This is a genomic window from Enterococcus sp. C63 (assembly GCF_040887215.1).
In the GTDB taxonomy this organism is placed as follows: Bacteria; Bacillota; Bacilli; order Lactobacillales; family Enterococcaceae; genus Enterococcus_B; species Enterococcus_B hirae.
This window is the reverse complement of sequence record NZ_JBFOFI010000001.1, coordinates 31,840-55,680: the sequence shown is the minus strand read 5'-3', so window position 1 is coordinate 55,680 and position 23,841 is coordinate 31,840. Positions and strand designations below refer to the sequence as shown.

At 35.2% G+C, this 23,841-nt stretch carries 28 protein-coding genes and 1 tRNA gene; 13 read left to right on the top strand and 16 right to left on the bottom strand.

What is annotated here, in order from left to right; translation table 11 throughout:
- Positions 1-331: 331 nt before the first annotated feature.
- Positions 332-928: a nitroreductase family protein gene (locus AB3H90_RS00280; RefSeq protein ID WP_368015916.1), complete on the top strand. Its 597-nt coding sequence runs from the start codon at positions 332-334 to the stop codon at positions 926-928.
- Between the two features lie 555 nt (positions 929-1,483).
- Here AB3H90_RS00280 and AB3H90_RS00275 read toward each other — a convergent pair.
- The 3 genes from AB3H90_RS00275 to AB3H90_RS00265 all read right to left on the bottom strand — a co-directional run bounded on the left by AB3H90_RS00275 (position 1,484) and on the right by AB3H90_RS00265 (position 5,131).
- Positions 1,484-3,940: a phosphatidylglycerol lysyltransferase domain-containing protein gene (locus tag AB3H90_RS00275; RefSeq protein WP_368015915.1), complete on the bottom strand. Its 2,457-nt coding sequence runs from the start codon at positions 3,938-3,940 to the stop codon at positions 1,484-1,486.
- A 395-nt stretch (positions 3,941-4,335) separates the two neighbouring features.
- Positions 4,336-4,824 carry a hypothetical protein gene (locus tag AB3H90_RS00270; protein WP_094940446.1) on the bottom strand — a complete coding sequence of 163 codons (489 nt, stop codon included), beginning with the start codon at positions 4,822-4,824 and terminating at the stop codon, positions 4,336-4,338.
- A 109-nt stretch (positions 4,825-4,933) separates the two neighbouring features.
- On the bottom strand, positions 4,934-5,131 hold the full coding sequence (locus AB3H90_RS00265) for a hypothetical protein (protein WP_010719311.1): 198 nt from the start codon (positions 5,129-5,131) through the stop codon (positions 4,934-4,936).
- Positions 5,132-5,477: 346 nt separating this feature from the next.
- Here AB3H90_RS00265 and AB3H90_RS00260 point away from each other — a divergent pair, with 346 nt between their 5' ends.
- The 3 genes from AB3H90_RS00260 to AB3H90_RS00250 all read left to right on the top strand — a co-directional run bounded on the left by AB3H90_RS00260 (position 5,478) and on the right by AB3H90_RS00250 (position 6,805).
- Positions 5,478-6,209 carry a C39 family peptidase gene (locus tag AB3H90_RS00260; RefSeq protein WP_010737478.1) on the top strand — a complete coding sequence of 244 codons (732 nt, stop codon included), beginning with the start codon at positions 5,478-5,480 and terminating at the stop codon, positions 6,207-6,209.
- A 58-nt stretch (positions 6,210-6,267) separates the two neighbouring features.
- A complete protein-coding gene (locus AB3H90_RS00255) occupies positions 6,268-6,687 on the top strand; it encodes a hypothetical protein (RefSeq protein ID WP_010737477.1) in 420 nt (139 codons plus the stop codon).
- Between the two features lie 45 nt (positions 6,688-6,732).
- Positions 6,733-6,805, top strand: a tRNA-Gln gene (locus tag AB3H90_RS00250).
- A 77-nt stretch (positions 6,806-6,882) separates the two neighbouring features.
- Here the strand turns inward: AB3H90_RS00250 and AB3H90_RS00245 are convergent.
- From AB3H90_RS00245 to AB3H90_RS00235, 3 genes are all read right to left on the bottom strand, one after another.
- Positions 6,883-7,254, bottom strand: coding sequence for a YxeA family protein (locus AB3H90_RS00245; protein ID WP_088775782.1), 372 nt, complete (start codon positions 7,252-7,254; stop codon positions 6,883-6,885).
- Positions 7,255-7,479: 225 nt separating this feature from the next.
- Positions 7,480-7,668, bottom strand: coding sequence for a hypothetical protein (locus AB3H90_RS00240; protein ID WP_010719315.1), 189 nt, complete (start codon positions 7,666-7,668; stop codon positions 7,480-7,482).
- Between the two features lie 18 nt (positions 7,669-7,686).
- Complete coding sequence (locus AB3H90_RS00235) at positions 7,687-7,950, bottom strand: hypothetical protein (RefSeq protein WP_368015914.1); 264 nt, start codon at positions 7,948-7,950, stop codon at positions 7,687-7,689.
- 163 nt (positions 7,951-8,113) lie between these two features.
- Here AB3H90_RS00235 and AB3H90_RS00230 point away from each other — a divergent pair, with 163 nt between their 5' ends.
- Positions 8,114-8,371 (top strand): hypothetical protein, encoded by a 258-nt coding sequence (locus AB3H90_RS00230; RefSeq protein ID WP_010719317.1) that lies wholly within the window; start codon positions 8,114-8,116, stop codon positions 8,369-8,371.
- A gap of 80 nt (positions 8,372-8,451) precedes the next feature.
- On the opposite strand, the gene AB3H90_RS00225 is transcribed toward AB3H90_RS00230, so the two are convergent.
- From AB3H90_RS00225 to AB3H90_RS00215, 3 genes are all read right to left on the bottom strand, one after another.
- On the bottom strand, positions 8,452-8,643 hold the full coding sequence (locus tag AB3H90_RS00225; protein ID WP_010719318.1) for a hypothetical protein: 192 nt from the start codon (positions 8,641-8,643) through the stop codon (positions 8,452-8,454).
- Between the two features lie 107 nt (positions 8,644-8,750).
- Complete coding sequence (locus AB3H90_RS00220; protein WP_010719319.1) at positions 8,751-9,053, bottom strand: hypothetical protein; 303 nt, start codon at positions 9,051-9,053, stop codon at positions 8,751-8,753.
- 12 nt (positions 9,054-9,065) lie between these two features.
- The gene (locus AB3H90_RS00215) at positions 9,066-9,500 is read right to left on the bottom strand and encodes a universal stress protein (protein WP_010719320.1); all 435 of its coding nucleotides are present in this window, start codon (positions 9,498-9,500) and stop codon (positions 9,066-9,068) included.
- A gap of 343 nt (positions 9,501-9,843) precedes the next feature.
- Between AB3H90_RS00215 and AB3H90_RS00210 the strand changes: the two genes are divergently transcribed.
- Positions 9,844-10,461 (top strand): LysM peptidoglycan-binding domain-containing protein, encoded by a 618-nt coding sequence (locus AB3H90_RS00210; protein WP_010737411.1) that lies wholly within the window; start codon positions 9,844-9,846, stop codon positions 10,459-10,461.
- Positions 10,462-10,527: 66 nt separating this feature from the next.
- Here the strand turns inward: AB3H90_RS00210 and AB3H90_RS00205 are convergent, their stop codons facing one another.
- The 6 genes from AB3H90_RS00205 to AB3H90_RS00180 all read right to left on the bottom strand — a co-directional run bounded on the left by AB3H90_RS00205 (position 10,528) and on the right by AB3H90_RS00180 (position 14,600).
- The gene (locus AB3H90_RS00205) at positions 10,528-11,064 is read right to left on the bottom strand and encodes a ClbS/DfsB family four-helix bundle protein (RefSeq protein WP_368015913.1); all 537 of its coding nucleotides are present in this window, start codon (positions 11,062-11,064) and stop codon (positions 10,528-10,530) included.
- Between the two features lie 83 nt (positions 11,065-11,147).
- Positions 11,148-11,909: a class I SAM-dependent methyltransferase gene (locus AB3H90_RS00200; protein ID WP_368015912.1), complete on the bottom strand. Its 762-nt coding sequence runs from the start codon at positions 11,907-11,909 to the stop codon at positions 11,148-11,150.
- Positions 11,910-12,316: 407 nt separating this feature from the next.
- A complete protein-coding gene (locus AB3H90_RS00195) occupies positions 12,317-12,607 on the bottom strand; it encodes a hypothetical protein (RefSeq protein ID WP_368015911.1) in 291 nt (96 codons plus the stop codon).
- Positions 12,600-12,878, bottom strand: a complete 279-nt coding sequence (locus AB3H90_RS00190) for a DUF2089 family protein (protein ID WP_010737470.1) — start codon at positions 12,876-12,878, stop codon at positions 12,600-12,602. The genes AB3H90_RS00195 and AB3H90_RS00190 overlap by 8 nt, the downstream gene beginning before the upstream one ends.
- Positions 12,879-13,176: 298 nt before the next feature.
- Positions 13,177-13,521, bottom strand: a complete 345-nt coding sequence (locus AB3H90_RS00185) for a metal-sulfur cluster assembly factor (protein ID WP_010719329.1) — start codon at positions 13,519-13,521, stop codon at positions 13,177-13,179.
- 131 nt (positions 13,522-13,652) lie between these two features.
- The gene (locus AB3H90_RS00180; RefSeq protein WP_174270241.1) at positions 13,653-14,600 is read right to left on the bottom strand and encodes a YitT family protein; all 948 of its coding nucleotides are present in this window, start codon (positions 14,598-14,600) and stop codon (positions 13,653-13,655) included.
- Positions 14,601-14,752: 152 nt separating this feature from the next.
- Here AB3H90_RS00180 and AB3H90_RS00175 point away from each other — a divergent pair, with 152 nt between their 5' ends.
- Positions 14,753-15,244 carry a YajQ family cyclic di-GMP-binding protein gene (locus AB3H90_RS00175; protein WP_010719331.1) on the top strand — a complete coding sequence of 164 codons (492 nt, stop codon included), beginning with the start codon at positions 14,753-14,755 and terminating at the stop codon, positions 15,242-15,244.
- Positions 15,245-15,390: 146 nt separating this feature from the next.
- Here AB3H90_RS00175 and AB3H90_RS00170 read toward each other — a convergent pair whose 3' ends face one another.
- A complete protein-coding gene (locus AB3H90_RS00170; RefSeq protein WP_368015910.1) occupies positions 15,391-17,742 on the bottom strand; it encodes an ATP-dependent DNA helicase in 2,352 nt (783 codons plus the stop codon).
- Between the two features lie 638 nt (positions 17,743-18,380).
- On the opposite strand from AB3H90_RS00170, the gene AB3H90_RS00165 reads away from it, so the two are divergent.
- From AB3H90_RS00165 to AB3H90_RS00140, 6 genes are all read left to right on the top strand, one after another.
- Positions 18,381-19,007, top strand: coding sequence for an MBL fold metallo-hydrolase (locus AB3H90_RS00165; RefSeq protein ID WP_368015909.1), 627 nt, complete (start codon positions 18,381-18,383; stop codon positions 19,005-19,007).
- A 27-nt stretch (positions 19,008-19,034) separates the two neighbouring features.
- On the top strand, positions 19,035-19,739 hold the full coding sequence (locus tag AB3H90_RS00160; RefSeq protein ID WP_368015908.1) for a histidine phosphatase family protein: 705 nt from the start codon (positions 19,035-19,037) through the stop codon (positions 19,737-19,739).
- A 165-nt stretch (positions 19,740-19,904) separates the two neighbouring features.
- The gene (locus AB3H90_RS00155) at positions 19,905-20,738 is read left to right on the top strand and encodes an undecaprenyl-diphosphate phosphatase (RefSeq protein ID WP_010737464.1); all 834 of its coding nucleotides are present in this window, start codon (positions 19,905-19,907) and stop codon (positions 20,736-20,738) included.
- 180 nt (positions 20,739-20,918) lie between these two features.
- Positions 20,919-22,838 carry a heavy metal translocating P-type ATPase gene (locus tag AB3H90_RS00150; protein ID WP_368015907.1) on the top strand — a complete coding sequence of 640 codons (1,920 nt, stop codon included), beginning with the start codon at positions 20,919-20,921 and terminating at the stop codon, positions 22,836-22,838.
- Between the two features lie 82 nt (positions 22,839-22,920).
- A complete protein-coding gene (locus AB3H90_RS00145; RefSeq protein ID WP_368015905.1) occupies positions 22,921-23,376 on the top strand; it encodes a DUF441 domain-containing protein in 456 nt (151 codons plus the stop codon).
- Between the two features lie 77 nt (positions 23,377-23,453).
- Positions 23,454-23,585: a hypothetical protein gene (locus AB3H90_RS00140; protein WP_010719339.1), complete on the top strand. Its 132-nt coding sequence runs from the start codon at positions 23,454-23,456 to the stop codon at positions 23,583-23,585.
- The last annotated feature ends 256 nt before the right edge of the window (positions 23,586-23,841 follow it).

The window sequence follows — 23,841 nt, the reverse complement described above, 5'->3', positions numbered from 1 at the left end:
ATACTATAAATATTCACTGAAAAATTTAACTAAAAAACTTATTTAAGAAATATATACTTATTTTCTATAAAAACGAATAAAATTTAATGGGAAAATGATAATAAAAAATAAACAGATATTTAATAATTATATATTGCTATTTTAAAATGATCGAGTTTTACTTAGTTTAACAACAATGGAAACGTTAACTAAAATAACCTCTATTATTTTAATATTCATTAAAAAATTTACTTATTTTTTGTGAGCATATTATTTCACTTACTTTTTGTAAGGTGATATACTTCGTTTGTACTCATAAAATATGCAGATCGCAACTAAAGGAGATTTCACCATGACAACATTTACAACAACTTTGCAAAACCGTCGTTCTATCTATGATTTAGGACGTAACGTAACACTATCAAATGAAGAATTAACAGCTTTGATCAAAGAAGCAATCAAAGAAAGTCCAACTGCATTTAATGCACAATCAACACGAGCAGTCATTCTTTTTGGAGATGCTCACGAAAAATTATGGGAAATGACCGAAGAAGCTCTTCGCCCATTGACACCTGCTGAAGCTTTTCCAAATACGCAAAATAAATTAGCTGGCTTCAAAAAAGGCTATGGAACAGTCTTGTTCTTTAAAGATACAGATATCATCAAAAATCTCCAAGAACAATTTACATTATATGCTGACAACTTCCCAGATTGGTCAGAACAATCAAATGGGATTGCTACAGCAAATACATGGGTAGCCTTAACAGAACAAGGTTTAGGAGCTAACTTGCAACATTACCATCCAGTAATTGACGAAGCTGTCGCTAAAGAATGGAACATCCCATCTAATTGGAAACTACGTTCTCAATTAGTGTTTGGCTCACCAGAAACACCAGCTGGAGAAAAAGAATATATGAACGACGAAGATCGTTTCCGTGTATTTAACTAAAACCTCTATGTAATAACCAACTTTTAGCCCAATACTTTAATGGTTGTGAATAGCGTGCTTTAACTTGAACAATAAGTGCACATTTTTAAAATAGCTTTTCAACTCCTTAAAAGTGTCTGCTTATGGTTTAATGTTCACTCTGTGATACCATTTCTATCTATATTAAACTACTAAAGATAAAGAGCTCGGGGCGAAGGTCGCCCTGAGCTCTTTATCAATTTTCTTTTATCCTACCTTTAACCAGAAGGACTTGTTACATTAATTACATAAAAATCTTAAAATAGTCTATTCATGCGTTCTATTAGACTTGCCTATTAATAAATTCTATCAAATTTCACTAAAAAATTTAGAGATACCTTTAATGATCTTAAAAAATTAGAAAATATGGAGACTGGGACAAAAGTTGTCTCAGTCTCTTCTAGTATCTCTAAAACGAATAAAATGAGTTTTTGTGTTTCTTGTCAATTTCCGGAAATTCCTTCTTATTTCTTGATACTAAACACTTTTGTCTCAACCTCTTCCTGATGGCTTTGTTACGATTATCATCTTTTTCTATTATTTTGAATGAATTAATTTATAACAAGCATATAAGTTTTTCAACACCCAGGTTTTATTTTCGTAAACGAGATATTTTGCAGCCCACTGAGGCTTGTATTTTTCTTTGTATTTCCTTAACCCTTTGAATGAATACAAATACTGAGTATTATTATAGACGCTGTAAATAAACGTATTCTCTAAATTAATTGTGTTTTTATAAGTAGAAGAGAACGGAGCCATTCCTAAATTGAATTTTTGATAACCTTGTTCCTTAGCCCATAGGATGGAATATAAATAAAGAGCATCCATCATTGCCACTTCTTCACTGATAGACCAACGGATCAAGTCGACTGAAATGGTCTCATTAGTATAAGTTGGCATCATGGAAACAAAGCCAACAATTTTTTGTTCTTGATTTCTTATAATACCAACTGCTGCACAATTTAAATATTCCTTCTCAAATCGTCCGACAGAAAAAGTCATCTCATTTTTTGACCTTAACCATTGATCAGATACTTCTTTCAATTCTGACAACAGTTCACGATCATGGGATAACTGTGATGTTGGTGAAAATTCCGAAGAAATTGAGCCCACGCTTTCTGATGACTCTGAAACAATTGTCGGTTCGATGATTTCAAACGTATACCCTAGTTTTTCCATTTGGTTTAATGTTGCTCTAAACCCTCTCTTCTTCTTCCCTGATAGTGAAAACTCAGATAAATCAATGACTGCTTCTTCTCCTAACTTGAAAAATTTGCAATTTAGATCATTATAAAAACTAAGGTACTGTGTGGAAGCTTGATAAAAAACAATTCGTTTGCCTAATTGATTCGCTTTAGACACTAAAGTTTTCAAAAAAGGAAAAATGGCTTCTTGTTTACCAACTGGATCACCTAAAATAAAGAGATAATGGTTATTTTCTTGATAAATCACTGCAACATCTTCCCACCACGCAACTCGGTTTTCCTTTAAAAAACCTAAATGAGCTAAGTGATTTCCACCATTTTGTTCTAAGAAATTTCGATATTCAGCATCATCTAATAGCTTTAAATCAAGCTTTAATGATTTCCTTTTTCTTCTTCGGTGTATAACTGACCATAGCCCAGAAAGTAAAAGCAATAATAGTGTCGTTCCACTCAGAATAAAGAATGATTGTCTAGGCAATATCGGAAAAATTTCAGTTAGACTATCAAATACATAGAGACACGCTAAAGTCCAAATCAATTTTTCTAAAACACTTTGTTTGATGACTTCGACCTCTAACCATCTCCTATAAAAAAGAGTATCTACAAATAATACCGTTGTTAATAAGAGGGCTGTCAAACTTTGGTCTTCCCAAAAAAGATAAAACTGACAAAGTGCTAATAACATCAGTTTGAAACGCAACATTTCCCAAGTATCAATCGCCCCTTTATAAATCCCTACAACATCTGTCAGTAATAAAATGCTCAGACATACGTAAATTGGCGCAATAAAAAAAGCCGACTTCATTCCCATATATGCATATTCAAAAAATAAAATGCATGAATCAAATAAAAATGTTAATGAACAAAATAGAAAAATGGTTGTGCTGAGCGTTCTTCCAATTTGCTTCATCTGTGCTTGCGTAATCGAAAATACTACTGTCGTAAATTCCTTCGTAAGAATCGTAAATTGATTATTGCTGATTTTTTGACTAATCAGCATTTGAACTTCACTCACACTGAACAATAAACCAAACAATAGTGGAATGAAGTAATACGCTAAACGATACAGAATCAGCGCCATCAATACTGCTTCTTTATCTATCTGCAGCTCCTGTGTAGCGCCTAAAAGGAAAATGACATCAAACGCACCAAAACCACCTGGTACCATACTAATAATTCCAGCAATCGTTGCTAAAATAAAAATACTTTCCATATCAACGAATTGAACCTGCAAGTTAAGAAAACGAAACGCGACGTACATCACAATACCAGAAGTGAGATAATCAATCGTTGATACGATCGTGAATTGTAAACCTAACCATCTCGCAGCTGGAAGTGGCGGTTTGATACTAATGTAGCCGATATATAGAGGCAACAAACAAGCACTGACAATTAAACCAATCTTGATCGTATCATTTCCCTCTAATAAATGACTTTCTGGAAAAACATTTAGCAGCACCATTGCAGATAATACACCCACACCAGAAATAGATGAGATCAATAATAGCGAAATCGCTTTTTTTAGTTGGTTTACTCTGCTTTGGTCAATATAGTTTTTATAGAAATTATAACGTACGCTGGCACCAAAAATTCCACCAAATCCCAAAACTGCATTGAATGAATTGGCAATCCAGCTGATTTTTAATAGTTTTATTTTAGAAATTTTCATCGTCTTCAATTTTCGGATCAATGCAAAGTCGTAGAGACAAAGAATAAAAATGCCTAAAGCACCTACTAAAAACAAACTGAAAATTTTTAAGATAGATTCATTACTAATTGTTTGTAACACTTTGCTTAACCTAATGGTAGAAAGTTCACTATTTATTTTTAAAACAGAGATCGAAAAAATGAATAGTGAGAATATAATTTTGAAAAAATTGAGTTTTATCCTCTTCATTAAAATTAAAAGTCCTTTCATTATAATAGAGCTAATATATATCAAATTAGTGAAACAATTTTTTTAATGTTATTATAAAAGTGATCGCAACGATTCAAAAATAAATAAACAAACTCTTTCTCATACGAAGAATCATTTTGAAATGCTGTATAATCTAGCGTCTGCAAGGCAAAGAAAAAAGAGACCGAGCTAATACTAGCCTCAGTCTCTTATTATATATGCGACTCCGAAATAGGTTCATCCCATATATCGCTCACTATCGTTCTTTGTTCTTATTCTAAAGTAACTTACTCTTGATCAGAATCGATCATAATATCAATTTCGGCATCATCATTTAAATGCTGTGCTAAAAAAGTGACCAACTCTTCCATTGATACAGAAAATTTCAGCATGGGGCCACGCCAACCGTTACGAAAGAAATTCATTTTTATGATGGAAGATCCTTCCGGTTGATACAAAACGATTTTATTGATCTCAGAAAAAGGAACACCTTTTTTATCAAAGCTATTTAGAACAAGCCCATCTTCTGTTATACCACGACTATCTAGCAAAAAGCTGATGAAAATTAGCGCTGACAAGACCCCTTTTGCCAATTCATCTGCAGTTGGTTGACTAACCAGCGTAAACCAAAGAACTAAGATTGCCAGAAAAGGCACGACTAAGTAAACCCAGCGATTTCTAACCGTTCGATAGACGATTTCTCGACGTACCAACCATAAAAACAAACACATAACAAAGACAAATAAAAATAATAGTAAAGTAAATATACTAATCATCTAACTACACCTCTTTTCTCTTTCCAAATACTCGAAAAAGAAATAAAAATTACAAGCAAAAGGACATACAGTACCGATTTCGTTACTGTACGTCCAAAATCATTTCTTCTTATTCAAATGTTTCGTATTTTGCAACAACCATACTTGCTTTTTCTTCTAATAACTCTTGATCTTCCATTGCGCATTGAGCAACTTTGACTACGGCACAATTCGTCATTTTTGAAACAACTTCTCCGATAACTGCTTTTGTAAACCCAATCGGTTTACATGAATATTGCTCTCCTAAATTAATCATTTCTTCCGTCATCAAAATCCTCCTAAACTACCAAGCTCTTTTATAAGGTAACTGTTTTTTTCAAACAGTAATTGCTCTTTCAAATAAACATCATCTAAAAACATTTGTTATTTGACCTGCGATTTATTTCGACCTTACTGGCATTATAGCGTACTGTTTTCGTTTTCACAATTAAAAACTATCAATAAATCGAAACATTTTTTTCAATTTAAAAAAAATTATTCGGCTATTGATCCTGTGATTTTTCAGGACTTTTGTCTTCTTATTTTAACTTTGGAAAACAACATGTCAAATTTTTTATTTTATTTTTAAAAAAAAGCATTATAATATGTAAATATCAGAAAAAAGGGGAATTATTATGAAAAGATTCATTGGTAAAAAAATATTATTCGTGGCAGTCCTATTATTCGTTATTTTTTCTGCCACCACTTATTTTCACCATTCACACAATGTTGGAAAGGATACTGAAAAAGTGAGTAGTTATGCTAAAAAACAAGTTTTACTTGATGTCCCCTTGGAAAGCCAATTCACCGAGCCAGCGTTAGGAAATGGCTGTGAAGTCACTTCACTGTCCATGCTGCTTTCTTATTATGGTTACGAGACTTCTAAAAATCAGTTAGCTCAACAATTGAATTACGTTCCTGTTTTTAATGCTGATGGTACACATGGCGATCCTAATGAAGGGTTTGTTGGGGACATCAGCGGTGGAGATTGGGCAATGGGCGTCTATGTCCCGCCTATCGCTTCGTTGGCACAGACAATCGTAAAAACAGATTATCATACTCTTCCAAAAACCGATGCAACAATCAATGACATTAAGAAAGCTTTACAACAAGGAAAGCCTGTGTGGGCCTCCGTTACTTTAGATTTCCAAGTGCCTACTGATACTGATTTCGTTACTTGGCAAACAAACAATGGGCAAGTAAAAGTGACACCATTAAACCATGCCTGTGTAGTTACTGGTTATGATAATGACAATATTTATGTAAATGATCCTTATGGAGAAAAAAATAGACCCGTAGCAATCAAAGATTTTGAGGCAATTTTCACCTCAATGGGTGGTCAAATGTTGACTTTAGAGAAAAGCTAGTATTTTTATAAAAAATACATTATACTCTAGCTAAATATGATGGAAAGGATTGAGGGAAATGGAAAAAATTCATAAAAAAATAGATCCTAATGAAATTCCGATTATTTTCGTTCGTGATGTAAATGGCCATACACCAACCAAAGTTTCCGTCAAGGAATGGACGGATCGCTATAGCCCAGTTTCACTCAATGAGTTACAGATCAAACTTTATCGTCAAGCATTAGCCTATTATTCTGAGAAAGATTATGCAAAAGCGATTGATTTATTGAAATTTTTAATCTCACAAACAAACTATACACATTTTGAATACATCGAACGTTTGGCAACGATCTATCGAATCATCGATGCTCCACTAAAAGAATTTCAGTTACTTTCTAATACATTATCAATTGCCAATTTAATCCCACTTCCATCTGGTTTAATCAAGAAGTTAGAAAGACGAATGATCACTGTCAAAAAAATGCTGGATAAAGAGTAATCTCTTGCATTTTCTTTGTGTCGTGCTATGATCAAATTGTTTGATTGGGATGTAGCCAAACTGGTAAGGCACTTGACTCTGAATCAAGCAATTGCAGGTTCGAACCCTACCATCCCAATAAAAAAACCAATCAGAAAACTGAGTTTCTGATTGGTTTTTTTATATTCTCTTTAAGTTTACATAATAAAATTATATTTATCCAATGATAGCTAATGCTTTTTTAGGTACTTCTTTTTTGTCAACTTCTTCATATGACTCGACGTGAGCGCCTTTATTAATGATCTTTAAATAATGTCCTTCTTTTAAAATAGATAAACCTGTAAATTCAATCGTTCGTTTATGTCCCTCCTGATCGGCAGCTTTTTGGATATAAGTCGCTGTTCCATATGAATTGACTTCATCTGGTTTTTTCGTCTTAACGTATACCTCTCCTTTTGTTACCAACGGATTTAATTGGTCTACCACACCTGCCATCTCATCGTGGGAATTTTGCGTATAAAACTTCAAGCCCACTAATGCGACTCCTGCAAATAATACCGTTCCAATAACTACTTTTACTACTTTCATTTTTCTACCTCCTATTTTTATTTCATTATATCCATAAAAATAAACGGCTTCATCCGCCTCTAGTTGGAGATTTTTCTCCTACTTTGGCACAAAAGCTTTTGCTCACCCTTGTTCTAAATAATGCTCAATATTAAAAAACGCTCAAAATGGCTAAAACCATTTCAAGCGTTTTTTTAATAATAAAATCATGAGCAACAATTTTGCCATATGATTAATTTCTTGTAATTAATACAGCCTAGTTGGATCATAATGATAAACTACATTCCCGTTCAATAATGCCTTACCTACGACATATTTACGATTCTCTAATTTTAGCCACGCTTCACGAAAAAGCATGACCTCTTCTCTTTTGACCTCAATTTTTTCAATTTTTCCGTCAATCAATTCTTGGATAAGTGCTTCGTATGGATTCATTGTTCTCCTCCGTCACAATCAATACGTAGTAAAAATTGGTTCATGATCTACTTTTGTATCTAGGTCTGTTCTGACATTTACCGTTGTATATAAAACTTTTTCAACAGGTATACTATAATAATTGTCTTCGCTACTGCTGAATTGGTATACACCTTTTTTCGTCAGAATACCATTGATTTTATTCATCAGTACTCTTTTTTCTACACTATTACTGACCACATAGTAAATCACACGTATATTGTTTACTAAATGTAAATCAACTTCTAACATTACTTGATCCATGAAAATTTCATCCTTTCTTTCGGATCAATTATAGCAAGAAACTTCTTGTTAATCAAAAACCTTTGTATGTCCTTCTTGGTTATCAATTAAAGAAATACTTGCATCATTTGATACAAAATGTTATTTTGTATCAGATATCATTATTATTCTGGGAGGCACTCTCGTGATTGCGATTGGTCAGCTTGTTTTTTACATTCCATTTTTCATCATGCTAAGTATTCTTTTCTATTACATAAATTGGACAAAAAAGAAACTATCTGTTTTACTTGTTTCTCTTCCAAGCATCTATTTTACTTATCAAATCTTTTCTTTCCGCCATTGGGAAATCCCTTCTGTCTTAATTAGACATGTCATTAGTTTAGTTATTTCAGTCATTATACTGATACTTTGGATATTTTATTTATTAAATAAACAAGATTAGTGTGTGTATAGATTGTGAACAATCGAACAAAAAATGAGTGTGAAAAAAGTGAGCACCCACTTTTTCACACTCATTTTTGATCATTCATTTACACCAAAGAAAGATTTGAACCGTTCAAGGATTGATGCTTGTTTTAAATCAATAAACTGTTGGGCAACAGAAAATTTGTCCTCTAGCAATTCTTTATTTGATTCAATCAAAATTTTTGCTTCTTCGTACTTCTTTTCTTTACATAGTTGCTTGACTTCATTCAATACATCACCAGCACTCATCTTTTCACCTACTTCAGTTATTAGGAACCTGTTGATATAAAAGGTTATCTCAATGTTGAATGTTTACGATTCTTTCACACAATGAACTTTCTTCCGCAGCACATAAGCTATTCTTTTTGATCACTTGACGTGATAAATCGGATCGACTCTTGGTACTCCCGATAGTCTCTACTATAAAGATCTGTTAATCGATCTGGCAAAACGAACCAAGCTGGATGGTACCCATTTACAGTGACAGGAAATCCTTTCTCCTGCAGACTATCACCATCCCAGCGTAAGGCAATCGCTGTTTTGCCTGACCATTTCACTAAAGCAACAGAATAACCTTTTTTCGTCTGCGTACCATCTTCTAAAATTTTGAGAATTTCAATTTTTTCTTTAGGAGCTGTAACCTCTTGTGGACGTACCATTCTTTCCCCTCCTTATTTGACCACTAACACACTGCAGGGCGCATGAGTAACAACGTAAGAAGCTGTAGAGCCGACTAAAGCTTGTTGGATTGCTCCTTTACCAGTAGCCCCCATGACAATCAAATCGATCGCTTCTTGTTGTGGAAACACCGTCCCAATCAAGTTACGTGGGTCACCCGTTTCAACAATGGCATGGATGTCATTGATCCCATATTCTTTCGCATCATGGATCTTTTTTAACATTTCGACTTCTATCTTCTGTTTTTCTTCTGCATAGATTTTTGAAAATGCGTAGGCGCTATGTGTCAACTCTACTTTATTGATGATCGAAACGATAAATAATTCGGCTTCATTATCTTTCGCTAAATCTAGCGCTTCCAAAAAAGCTTGTTCTGATTGCTTAGACCCATCGACAGCTACCATTATTTTTTGATATCTCTTACTCATGTTATCGCCTCCTTGTTTCTATTATTGTAACATCTCATGCTAAATTTAAAAAAAATTTCGCTGTTTTCAATTATTTCGTATTTATTTTCAAAAAATGTATCTTTTTTTTACTTGTTTCTAGTGTTTATTTTTCTCATCAATTGTCCTTGTTAGTGGTTTATTTTAAACGTTTATGACGGTTTTCTCATTGTTTTTCACATTTTATGATAATCTGTTTGTTACAAAAAACGTATCTTTGTTACAAAGTGTCATAGAGCTTTTACCTATGAAATATTTTCCCATGGTAAAGTATTCCTCGTTGGTCACAACAAAACTATTTTTAAATTTATGAAGGAGATCTTACATGAAATCACTTAAAACATTACTATTAGGAACAACTTTGACTGCCGGCGCACTATTCTTTATGGGAACATCTGCACATGCGGACGAAGCTTATACCGTTCAATCAGGTGATACGCTATCAACGATTTCTCAAAAATACGTTGGTGATAACTCCTTGATCCAAACTATTGCAGAAAAAAATTCAATCTCAAACATCAACTTGATTTATTCAGGTCAACAATTAACAATCCCAACAGGCGAACAAGCAGCAACAACACAAACAGCTTACCAAGCGCCTGCTCAAACAAAAACAGTGGCTGAACAACCAGTGAAGCAAGAACCAGTTCAACAAGCAGCACCTGCTCAACCAGTTGCTCAAGCAACGCAAACAGCGGCACAAGCAACACCAGCGACAACAAACACAAGCTCAGCGAAAGAATGGATCGCTCAAAAAGAATCTAGCGGTTCTTATACAGCAACAAACGGTCGTTACATCGGACGTTACCAATTAGATTCTTCTTACTTAAATGGTGACTATTCAGCAGCAAACCAAGAACGAGTTGCTGAACAATACGTATCTTCTCGTTATGGCTCATGGGAAGCAGCTAAATCTTTCTGGGAAGCAAACGGTTGGTACTAATATAAAATAGCTTGTTTAAAAAGCGAAGGTCCCTCTTTAGGATCTTCGCTTTTTTATTGATTCTATTCATTTATTTTTTTGAGATTGTTTTAACTTCTTGATCGCCCATTCGTAGTGACTGGAAGTTGCAGAAATGAAATAACTACCTAATGTGGTATTCCCCACCCATGCAAATTGCTTTTTCTGGAATAACTCTTCATTACTCAAGGCGTCTAATTTTTTCATTACTTGCTCATGGCTTTTTTTCAAATAGTTTTCAGCTTCCACTAAAGAAGTTGTTTGATGCTTTTCTACAAACTCTTCATTCATCTTCCCGTAGGTTCGCCAATTATACGGTTCAGGCAAGAAATTTCTTTCTTCTCCGTTAAAGTTGCTTTCAAGCCATAGTAACAATAGTAAATGCCATTCGTACAAATGGATCAATACATCTTTTAAGTCTTTGTCTCGTCGCCAATGTGCTTCCTTTTTTTTCGCCAAAAACGCTTCACTAAATTGAAAGGATTGCTTGCTATCTTCCTCACTCATACCGTTAATTAATTTCCATAAATCATCGAATTGGCTGTTTGCTTTTTCAAGCAATTCATCTTTTGATTTTGGTCGCATATAACGCACCCCCTCTTTTTTGCTAAATCACCTGCTCACCATAAGGAATTTCAAAATGATTTGTAGTAACTTTTATGTGTTCATTATTTTGTATTACGAGCAACAAAAGCAAAACGATGTTGCAAATTATAAATCGTACCATGTCGTTTCAACTCTTCATAAAGTCCCAATAACTCTTTGAAATTTTTCTCAACTGTAAATCCTGGGTACTCCCATTCAATCGTCCGTACATAAAAGATCAAACTATCCATATCAAAGAATTGTTGATTCAAATAGGCTTCGTCACAAAACAAAAGACCAAAATGGTGCTGTTCTAGTTCTGCTTTCACTAAGGAAAGATGAAAATCAAAACATTCTTTCCTTACTTCTGGCATTAAACGAGAAGCCAAATTCAACCCGTTGAAATCTCCTACTTGTTGAGAAATAAATAACCCATCTGGTTTCAAGACACGCTTCACTTCAGTTACTGCAAAAGATTCATGAGAATTGATCACTAGATCAAATGAATCATCTGGAAAATCCAATACGTCCTCTTCCCCCACAAATTTTACTGTTACACCTTGAGGGTCAAGCGTTTGTAATAATAGCTGGTAATTAGGCGGATACCTTTCCGTTACTGCTGTCTGTTCATAAGGATGGTTAAATGTTTGTAACAATTCACCTCCACCTGTTCCCATATCTAATAGAGACATAGTTGGAGTTAAATAATTTAAAACAAGCTCCCGGTAATCCCACGGAGGCTCTTCACACGACCATTTCCCATCTAAATAGGAAAAATCCCAGCCAGTAAAATTTTTCTGTTGTTCCTCACTTTTAAGCCACTCTTTTTTTAATTGGTCCATCATCTTTTATCGCTCCAGTCATTATGATTTTATAATCGTTGACGGCGATATAGTCGATTGGATAAAGCATACTCGATATAGGTCTATCCATTCCACTATATCGAGTAGCTACCTCGTTGTTTTCTCATGTTCATTCTCCTTTTGATTGACTTAAAAACAGTATATCATGAAAACCAGGAACAGAAAACGCTTACTAAAAAACTGTTTTGTGCGTTTGCTTAGATTGTTAGATAATTTGGAAGCTATAAATTTTTTGATTTTCAACAACCTCTTTCGCAATTATTTTCCTATACTGTACAATCTTTCAGTACATCAGCTATCCGAATATTTTACATAGAAAAAAACTCTTCTATCAGCATTTACTAAAAGCTGTTAAAAGAGTTTAAGTTAGTGTATCAGCCAATAACTCATTATTGATTCAAAATGTCCTTTGCTTTCATTTTTTCCATTTTTTTTATTGTCTTTTTTTTCTTTGATTCTTTTCCGCCTTCATAAATACAGATCAATGTAATCAAACCAACAATAGGCATTAATATATTTCTAAATGTTAGATTTAAATGACCTGTCAAAACGATAAAAACAACTAAACCACTGAAAATCACTGGTAAGATCGCTCCCATATATTTATTCCCTATATAACCACTTAGTGTTTGAAACCCAATCACACCTGCAATAAATAAAAGTTGTATTATATTATTCATCTATACTCTCCCTATGTTTTTTTATAATTTCTTTTGCTACGTCTAAACTTATTTTTTCGTTAATCACGAGTTGCATCATTGATACTTCAAAAGAATCTTCTTGCTTTCCATCAAAAAGTTTTATTTTTTCAATTAATCTATCTAACCTTATTCTTACTGTTGGGTAACTAACTTCATACTCTTTTGCTAACTGCTTTAAGGATCCTGATGCCAACAAAAATTTCTTAATAAATACTTGTTCCTCAGGTTCTAAATTAAAAAACCATTCCATTCATTAACCTCCCAACAAAATATAAATATAATTAAACAAAGTTTAACATTATTAAAAACAAAACACAACTTAATTTATTAAGTATGATTTATAAAGAATTTCGAGATGCGATTTGAATAGAAAAAGAGAAAGGGATAAAAGTCGTTATCATTTATTCATATTTTGACAATTTTACTTCATCAAGCATCAATTTTTACAAAACAAAAACTCCCTCACCAACTTTTTCTAAAAGTTGATAAAGGAGTTTAAAAGTTGTTTACTCGTTGTTTACTCGTTGAATATGAAACCCGTGTCAAAATTATCTGATACCAAGTGCAATTCGTGCATAGCGACTCATCTTATCCGTCGTCCAGGCTGGATACCAAACTAGTTTGACTTCTGCCTTAGTTACTTCTGGTACTTCTTTTAAGGCGTCGTGGATTGATTCAGTTAGGATATCAGCTAACGGGCAACCCATGGTTGTTAAGGTCATTTTAATGACTGTTTCTCCGTTTTCTGGATCAAATTCGATTTCATAGATCAAGCCTAGGTTGACGATATCGATCCCTAGTTCAGGGTCGATGACCATTTCTAAGGCAGCTAAGATTCGTTCCTTGATTTCATTGACTTCTTCTGCAGACCATTTTTGGTTTGCTTCGCTCATCTTGCAGCACTCCTTCATGCAATTTTCATTTATCATACTCTTTTTTTGCTCATTTGTAAATGAGAATCGAGAGGTTCTATTCTCATTTAGCAGGTTGAAAACAGAAAATTCTTCTGACTTATTTAAATCAATTATTGTTTTTTAGTTTTTGAAGGAGTTTTCTTTATTTCGGGAAAGACACCCGTAGAACGGTAAAGATTTTGTTCGCTTTCATTCGCAAAACGGCCAAATACCGAATGCGTTGGTAAAATATTGATAAAAGCATCTTCGTCGATTTCATGGACGATTTGATCTAAATCATACATTTCATAACGAGTGATCACCATCATGATCGTTTTACCTTCTTTTTTAGAATAGCCACCGATTGATGGTAAGAGGGTCATTCCTCGAACCATATTTTGAGCGATCGCTGCGGTCACTTCATCTGGTTTAACCGTCACAATCATGGCGGTCACTTTTTGATGACTCGTATGAATCGCATCAATCACTTGAGTCATAGCATAGATAGAGATAATCGTATAGAGCGCACTCTCCCAGTTAAAAAGAAATCCCGCAATCACCACGATCAAACCATTTAACATCAGCATATAATTTCCAACGGTTTTCCCCGTAGTTTGTGAAAGGACTAAAGAAATAATATCCATTCCTCCAGTTGTAAACCCCATTTTAAGTGAGATCCCTACACCAACACCTAACAAAACACCGCCGACTAAGGCATTCATTAAAATATTGTCCGTCACTTGCCCAGTGGGAAGTAAGGTAGTTGCTACCGATACGGCTACTACATTGACAAAACTTAAAATCGTTGCTCGTCTGCCTACTTTCAAGAACCCTAGAATAAAGACAGGGATATTCAAAATAAAGATAAAGGCACCTGTGTCCACTTTTACGTGGAGCCAGTCAGATAATAACGAGGCAATGATTTGGGCAATCCCATTCATCCCTGCGGAAAAGACGTTTGCTGGAATCAAAAAATAATTTAAGGCAACCGCTGCGGTCAATCCGGTGACTAAGATAACCACAATCTTTTTTAATATTTCATTTCTTTGATACACTGTCATAATCTTACTCACAAGCACCTCTTCCTTTCAAAGTTATTCCAATTGTAAGAATAACAGGTTATGAATTAAATTAAAATACTTGAATCATAAATGAGAATAATTTTAGTAAAGCTTCAACACAATCATTTGACTATGATACAATAAAATAAAAACAAATCAGGAGGATCACTATGGCAAAAGATGCAAGTTTTGACATTGTTTCAGAGGTCACAATCGAGGAAGTCAGAAATGCGATCCAGCAAACAATAAAAGAATTAACCAACCGTTTTGATTTTAAAGATTCGACTATTGATATCAAATTTGATAACAATAAATTAACCATTCTCAGTGACGATGATTTCAAGATCGAACAAATCAAAGATGTCTTGTTCAGTAAATTAAACAAACGAAATGTTCCAATCAAAAATATCCATTTCTCTGAATCAGAGCATGCCCTTGGAGGAAAAGCACGCCAATCCGCTGAACTTATCAATGGCATTGATCGGGAAAATGCCAAGAAAATCACAACTGAGATCAAAAATTCAAAGATTAAAGTAAAAACCCAGATTCAAGAAGATCAAATTCGTGTAACTGGAAAAAACCGTGATGACCTTCAAGCGGTGATTGCTTTATTGCGAAAATTAGATCTGCCAATCGAACTTCAGTTTACTAACTATCGTTAACAGATAGCTTTACTTGTCAGACAATGAAACAATTGATCCAATACGCGCTTGAACAGATAAGACACCTGAATCTACCAGTCGTTTGTGGTTGATTCAGGTGTTTTTAATTTTAAACTACTAGCGCTAGAGTTTTTTCGCATCTCCAATTATTTACTTTTGTGCCAAAAATCGGTGATTTCTTTTGTGAGTTCAGATAGGTTTCTGACAGTGGTCGCTGACTGCCAATGTCTTGGAAACAATTGGCGATAATCCAACCGAGTAAAACGCTGATCTGCTAACAAAACGATTCCCTGATCACTGGCATCTCTAATGACACGCCCCGCTGCTTGTAAGACTTTATTCATACCAGGTAATTGGTACGCATAAGCAAATCCCAGCTGATCTTTTTCGTCATAATATTCTTTGATCAACTCCTGCTCATGGTTCATTTGTGGTAACCCAACGCCAACAATCATACTGCCAATTAATCGGGTTCCTTTTAAATCGATCCCTTCTGAAAAGATTCCGCCTAACACACAAAAAGCTAGTAAGGTTTCGTCTGGATCAATTTGAAATTGCTTCAAAAATGTTTCTCTCTCAGTTTCACTCATCATGGTATCTTGAATCAGCACCTTAACATCTGGATGTTTTTCTTGAAAGGCTGTCACTGCCTGATCCAAATATTGGTAAGAGGGGAAAAATATCAAGTAATTTCCGATCTTTTCTTTTGTAAAATGTTGGATCGTTTCAATTAATCGAGGCATGTTCTCTTCTCGTTTACGATAGGTTGTTTCTAAATAATTTGTGATCAGCACTTTTTGGTTTTCTTCTGGAAAAGGACTTGGCAAGCGATAAGCTAAGCTCTCTTTTCCTCCTAGCGTTTCTTGGTAATAAGACAATGGCGAAAAACTAGCGGAAAATAAGATACTACTTCTCCCCTTAGCTAACGATTGTTCTAAAAAATCACTAGGATCGATGCAAAATGCTTTGATGATGAAATCTTGATAAGTTTTCTCTACAGTTGTTTCATAATGATCATCGTAAAATTCACTGATTTTCAAAAAGTGAAGTAAGTCAAAATAAAAGGGGAGTAACGTCTCTTGAATGGCATGTTCAGGATACTCTGCCAACCACTCTTGGATGTGCTCACTCAATTGATAACCAGCATTAACCAATGTGTCCGCGGGTGCTTTTTGATGGTGGTAGGTCCACCCATCTTCATTTGAAATTTCCTGGATCTGATCGAACGCTTTGAGTAATTTATTAAAACGTCGTCTTAGCTTTTTAAATTCTTTTGGAATGAGTGCATAGACGTTTCTAGCGCTTCGATATGAAAGTTTTGCGGAGTACATCTCTCGGGAACGACTGACCAAATTATGGGCTTCATCAATCAGAAAAAGATGATCCTCATTTTTTTCGCCTTCAAAAAAACGTCGTAAATAAACAGTCGGATCAAACAAATAATTATAATCCCCAATAATCACATCACACCATAAACTCACATCTAGCGACAACTCAAAAGGACATAACGTATGTTTCTTCGCATAGGTTTCAATAACTTCTCTGGTGATTTGATTTTCATGATTCAATAAATCCCATAATCCTTCATTGATCCGGTTGTAATAACCGTTGGCATATGGACATTGATCTGGATTACATGTTGTTTCGTCTAAAAAACAAATCTTATCTTTGGCTGTCAAAGTCACACTTTTGGTCTCAGCACCCACATCTTTTAACGCCTCCAAAGCATCTTCAGCGACTTGTCTCGTGATTGTTTTAGCCGTTAAATAAAAAATGCGTTCTCCCTCTTCTTCCCCTATTGCTTTCAAAGCGGGGAACAGTGTAGAAACTGTTTTTCCAGTTCCTGTCGGTGCTTCGACAAATAATTTTTGTTTTGTACGAATCGTTTTATAGGCAGCGACTGCTAACTCTCTTTGACCTTTACGGTAGTTGTCATAGGGGAATTTCAAAGCCATCAAAGAAGCATTTCGAACGGTACGCCAATTCTCTTGAAAATTCAGCCATTCTTTATAGTCATCTGTAAGTTTTTTAAAAAACTCATTTAATTGTTCGATAGTTTGATGCTCAACTTTTCGGGTAATGATTCCTTCAGTAGTTTGATAATAAGTTAGTTGCAAATTAATTTCTTTTAAATCATGTTCATGACAATAAATATAAGCATAGGTTCTTGCTTGATGGAAAAATAATTCAATTTGTTCTTTTTCTAAGTCTTCATACCTCGGTTCCGAAGTTTTTATTTCATCAATATAATAGATGCCTTCTTTTTGGAACACGCCATCTGCTCGCCCTTCTATGATTAGCTGGTATTCCTCGAAGTGGACAGTCGTCTTTAAAAAGACTTCTTTTTCATAGTCTTCTCCAGCATCTTTTTGAAGCTTCCGATGGATCTTGGCACCTTCCAGTGCGGTATGGTTACTTTTTTTACGATTGTCGATACTGCCACGCCTTAAGATAAATTCAACAAGGTTACGTACCGATATTTTTGATTGCTTCACCACTCCCACTCCTTTGACTATAAGCTTACCTGAAAAAGAAAAGAATCGCAAAATACAAAAATTGTTCTTATTCATTTACCGATTTATAAACCTCAGCAAATGAAAGAAATACTACTATTTACTCACTTTTTCCTTTCATAAGTATGTTTACAAAGCTATAGATTTGTTTACATTATTCAAATATCTCTCTCCCTTTACATTCATCATCGTTCACTTGAAAGTAAAGTAAAACATCCGAAAATAGCTTTTTGCATTTTCGGATGCTTCCCTTTGTTTTTCAGAGTTGGACATCACTGTCGCAAGCTCGAATAGGATATAGAATTAGGATTTTTGGATGAGCTCACTCTAACACCAACTTATTAAAAAGAAGTGAGAATTTTCTGTCCTCTTGTTTAAAATCTCTCAATACTTTTATTTTACATCTTGTCATTGAAATAAGTGGTTCATTTAGGAAGCAAGAAAACTCAGCTACAAAAAAACATGACTCAGCTCTACTATAATAAATTAATTCAATTAATTCATTTATTATTCATTCAATTCGATTTAGATTCAGCGTGGACCATTCCTCAAGTAGGGTCTTTTGTTTCATCTTATCAATTGAGTTATACTAGAATTAAGTAAGCGATCAGGAGGAACTCTTTATGCATATTGAACAAATCAAAACTGGGATGATCGAAGAAAATTGTTATTTGGTTTATAACGATGAAGCTTTACTGATTATTGATCCTGGTGAAGATGCAGCAAAAATCAAAACGCAAATCGAAAAAACGCAACAACAACCCGTAGCGATTTTACTAACACATACCCACTATGACCATATCGGAGCCGTCGAAGAACTTCGTCAGTTTTATCAGATCCCTGTATATGTTAGTCCATTAGAACAAAGTTGGTTAGGCGATCCGATATTGAATCTTTCTGGTTTGGGAAGACATGATGACATTGCGAATATCATCGTTTCACCTGCTGAGTATGAATTTGAAATGAAAACCTATCGTCTAGGGAATATGACATTTCGGGTCGTCCCTACACCTGGTCATTCGATTGGAAGTGTCAGCTTTATCTTTGATGATTTTGTCGTATCAGGTGATGCACTATTTAAAGGCAGTATCGGTCGAACTGATCTATATACTGGGAATCTGGAGCAGCTGCTACACAGTATTCAAACCCAGTTGTTTGTGTTGCCAGATGAATTTACTGTTTATCCTGGGCATGGAGATGCTACGACCATTGAACATGAAAAAAGAACCAACCCTTTCTTTAATGCTTAACTAACAAATCGATTGGAGGCTGTAAATATGACTAAAACCACTCTTTACATCGTCAGACACGGAAAAACGATGTTCAATACGATTGAACGTGTCCAAGGTTGGTGTGACACACCACTCACCAAACAAGGCCAAAAAGGAATCCACTATCTTGGAAAAGGATTGAAAGACGTTGATTTTTCTTTTGCTTATTCTAGCGATAGTGGTCGTGCTATTGAAACGGCACGTATCATCCTCAGTGAACATGCCAAAGGAAAAGATATCCCTTACTTTATCGATCAAAGGATTCGTGAATGGTGTTTTGGCTCCTTAGAAGGTGGCTATGACATGGAAATGTGGGGTGTTATCCCCCGAGTATTAAACTTCAAAACTTATGATGAGATGTTCACGACGGACGTAACTTTTGAACAAATTGCTAATGCTATTTATAACTTGGATACTGCTGGCTGGGCTGAGACCTACGATACTTTAAAAAATCGTGTATGGTCAGGATTTGAAGACATTGCGCATCATTGCGAAAAAAATGGTGGTGGCAACGTCCTAGTCGTTTCTCATGGATTGACGATTGGCTTTTTACTCAGCCTAATTGACGTACATCAACCTGTTCGAGCAGGCTTATTAAATGGCAGCGTGACAAAAGTGACGTATGAAAAAGGCAATTTTTCAATTGAAGGAATCAACGATACTAGTTACATTGAGCAGGGAAAAAACCACTCGCAAGATTCTTTCCTATAATCATTCCGTTATCAAACACTGGTTTGCGAGTACTCACTTGAGTACTCGCTTTCTTATGCCCTCTTGCTATTTCTCAAGTTTTTCTTAACATCAAGAAAGCATTTGGTTTTCATTAGAAAGAACGGTATACTTAATACTGTATTTTATTTGGGAAGGAAGGTCCGTATGTTTTTTGCAAATATCATCAAAGCAGCTATCTTAGGAATTATCGAAGGGATTACCGAGTGGTTGCCGATCAGTAGTACTGGTCACTTGATCCTAGCAGATCAATTCATCAAGCTAGATGCTAGCACACAGTTTATGTCGATGTTCAACGTCGTTATTCAATTAGGTGCTATTTTAGCAGTCGTCGTTTTATATTTTCATAAATTAAATCCCTTTTCTCCAAGCAAAACCACTATTGAGAAAAAAGATACTTGGACATTATGGTTCAAAGTCGTAGTCGCTTGTATTCCAGCAATTATTATTGGATTACCTTTAGATGATTGGTTAGAAGAACATTTTCATAAATTTCTACCAGTTGCGATCGTCTTAATCGTTTATGGGATTGCATTCATTGTTGTGGAAAAAAGAAACAAGACAAAAACACCACGTTGGACAACCTTAAACGATTTTACTTATCAAGCGGCGTTACTGGTTGGATTATTCCAAGTATTAGCGTTAGTTCCTGGAACTTCTCGTTCAGGAGCTACGATCCTCGGAGCCATTTTGATTGGTGCTTCTCGATTTGTAGCAACAGAATTTTCATTTTTCCTTGGTATCCCAGTGATGTTTGGTGCCAGTGGTTTAAAAATCGTGAAGTATCTAGCTGAAGGAAACTCCTTTAAAATGGAAGAAACGATTATTTTACTCGTTGGAACCCTCGTATCATTTATTGTCTCCGTTTTAGCCATCAAATTCTTGTTAAGTTATTTGAAGAAAAACGACTTTACAATTTTTGGTTGGTATCGGATCATTTTAGGGATCATTTTGATTGGTTACTGGTTTATCGCAATGTAACTGAATAAAACGAAGTCAAAGCACCGTATGATTACGGTGCTTTTTTATATTTATTCTAATTATCCCCTTTCCAAAAAAGCATTATTCTAAATGATAACTATTATCGTTCTCATTTAGCGATTTTCATTATCAATTAGAAATTTGGTGTGGTATATTGATTTTGTAAAGGAGGAAACAAATATGACTCGTTTAATACAGACATTTATCCCGACAATCGGTTGTTTATTACTTATAATTTTAGGTTTGGCTACTCAATCTTTTGTGCCTTTTCTAAGTATCATCTTTTATTTAGGCGCCATCTCATTCGGCGGTTTCAAGCAGACTCGTGAAGGGTTGACCGAACTTTGGCAGGAAAACACATTGAATGTTGACTTATTGATGGCCTTGGCAGCAATTGGCGCTTGTTTGATCGGTAATTTTTTAGAAGGTGCGATGCTTACGTTTATTTTCTGTTTAAGTGGCGCTCTCGAAGAATATACGACCAGTAAAAGTCAGCAAGAAATTACCGCTTTAATGAATCTACAGCCACGAAAAGCACAACGTTTAACTGCAAACGAAGAATTAGAAGAAATAGCTGTAACTGATCTTAAGATCAATGATCGGGTATTTGTTCCAAAAGGTGGAACGATCCCAATTGACGGCTATTTAGAAAGTCAACAAGCAACGGTTGATGAAGCAACATTGAGTGGTGAATCTGTACCAGTTGAAAAAGTCCCTCATGATGAGTTATTTGCAGGAACGATCAATCGAGGAAATCCTTTAATCTTACAGGTGACTAAAAAAAATGATGAGACCGTTTTTGCTAAAATCATCCAGCTGGTTGAAAAAGCACAAAGCACCCCTACAAAGACCGCTTCTTTTATCTCTCGTATTGAAAATACCTACGTTAAAGGTGTGTTAGTCGTTGTTCCATTAATGATTCTTGTTTCATATTTCATTTTTGGCTGGAGTTTTCAAGAAAGTTTTTATCGGGGAATGGTTTTACTGGTTGTCGCCTCTCCTTGTGCGTTGGTTGCCTCTGCGACACCTGCAACACTAGCAGCCCTTTCTAACGCTGCCCGCAACGGTGTGCTGATCAAAGGTGGACTCCATTTAGAACAATTAGCTGATTTAAAAGCAATTGCCTTTGATAAAACCGGAACTTTAACGAAAGGTAAACCGATAGTAACTGATAGCTATTTTGTAAAAGATCAGAATCTGGCGCAACAAATCTTAGTTTCAATGGAACAAAAAACAACGCACCCCTTAGCTCAAGCAATCGTAACACATTTTGACATTGCTATACCAAAAGACATCCAAAAATTACCAATCGAAGAAATCACGGGGTTTGGTTTACGAACAGTTTACCAAGAAGCTCAGTGGATTGTAGGTAAATGGGAACCAGAAAAAATGTCGATAGCTGAAAAAGAACTTCTTGATAAAATTCATTTACTCGAACAACAGGGAAAGACAGTGATTGTTTTAACCAAAGACAATCAATTGATAGCACTCATCGGCTTATTAGATGTGCCGAAAGAAAATGCCCAACAAGTCATTGACTATTTCAATAACCAGCAAATTGATACTAGCATGATCACTGGAGATAACCAAGGGACTGCTGCAGCTATTGCAGAGAAAATTGGTGTTCAACACTTACTGGCTAACTGCACACCATCGGATAAAACACACTATGCACAACAGCAAAAAGAAAAGTACGCTGTCACAGCAATGGTTGGTGATGGTGTCAATGATGCCCCAGCTCTTGCAACTGCTTCACTAGGAGTAGCCATGGGACAAGGAACGGATGTCGCTATGGAAATCGCTGATATCGTCTTGGTAAAAAATGACTTGCAAAAATTAAGTTATGCCCACCGTCTTTCACTAAGAATGAAGAAAATCATTAAGCAAAATATTATTTTTTCTCTTACAGTGATTTGTTTACTGATCCTTTCTAACTTTCTGCAATTTTTAAATTTACCTCTTGGCGTGATTGGTCATGAAGGAAGCACGATCTTGGTTATCTTAAATGGGTTACGTTTATTGAAACCCTTACCTGAAGATACTTCCAAAAAATCACGTTGCACTGGCTGTCCCTTACAGCCGAATCACCACTCTATCTAGTTTTTCCACTCTGATGAACCTCACTTTTGTAACCGTTGAAAAAATGATATGATTGATGGCAGGAAAGTGAGGTTCTTTTTTTATGGAAAGTTGGATTTTTCTTGGATTGATCATGGTTGTTGCCCTGCTTGCTAAAAATCAAAGCTTGATCATCGCTACAGGTTTTATATTACTAGTCAAATTGATACCGACATCGAAAGTCTTTCTTACTTGGCTTCAAGGCAAAGGAATTAATCTAGGAGTCACCATCATCACAGCTGCTATTTTAGTTCCAATCGCTACTGGCGAGATTGGCTTAAAAGATTTACTAGATGCCTTTAAATCACCCATCGGTTGGATTGCTGTGTTTTGTGGTGGTCTAGTAGCCGTCCTTTCTTCCAAAGGAGTCGGTTTGATTGCTTCAGACCCGCAGATTACTGTTGCATTGGTTTTTGGAACAATTCTCGGAGTCGTTTTCTTAAAAGGGGTCGCTGCTGGTCCAGTCATTGCTTCTGGTATTACCTATTGTCTCTTGCAATTATTTTCTTTAAGTAAATGAAAAAATCGAACACAGTTAAAGTGTTTTGAGTCCTCTGAATCGAATCGTTCGTGATATACTTATTCCGAGGTGATCACATGTTAGAAAAATTAAAATACTTTATCGGCACGGTTGGTTGGTTTTTATTAGCGATCGTATTGATTTTAGGACTAGCTTATCTTTTATTTCCAGATCTGATCCAAAATGTGTTCAATACCTACTTTAATTGATCGTGAAAAAAGTAAACCCGATAGATGAAGTGAAAAAACTTTATCTATCGGGTTTATTGTTTTTCCATTTATCTTTACTTATGGAATCTACTTGATAAAAGTTGCGTGAGTTTCATCAAGTATGTTTTTAATGTTCCTACCTCTTCCTCTTACCCCTACACCACTTACCCCCTTTTATGTTTCCTAAAATATTATTAAATAATCCTCATTTCTTTTTGGCTCCTCCTTTCATTTTTTGTTATACTAGAACACAAGA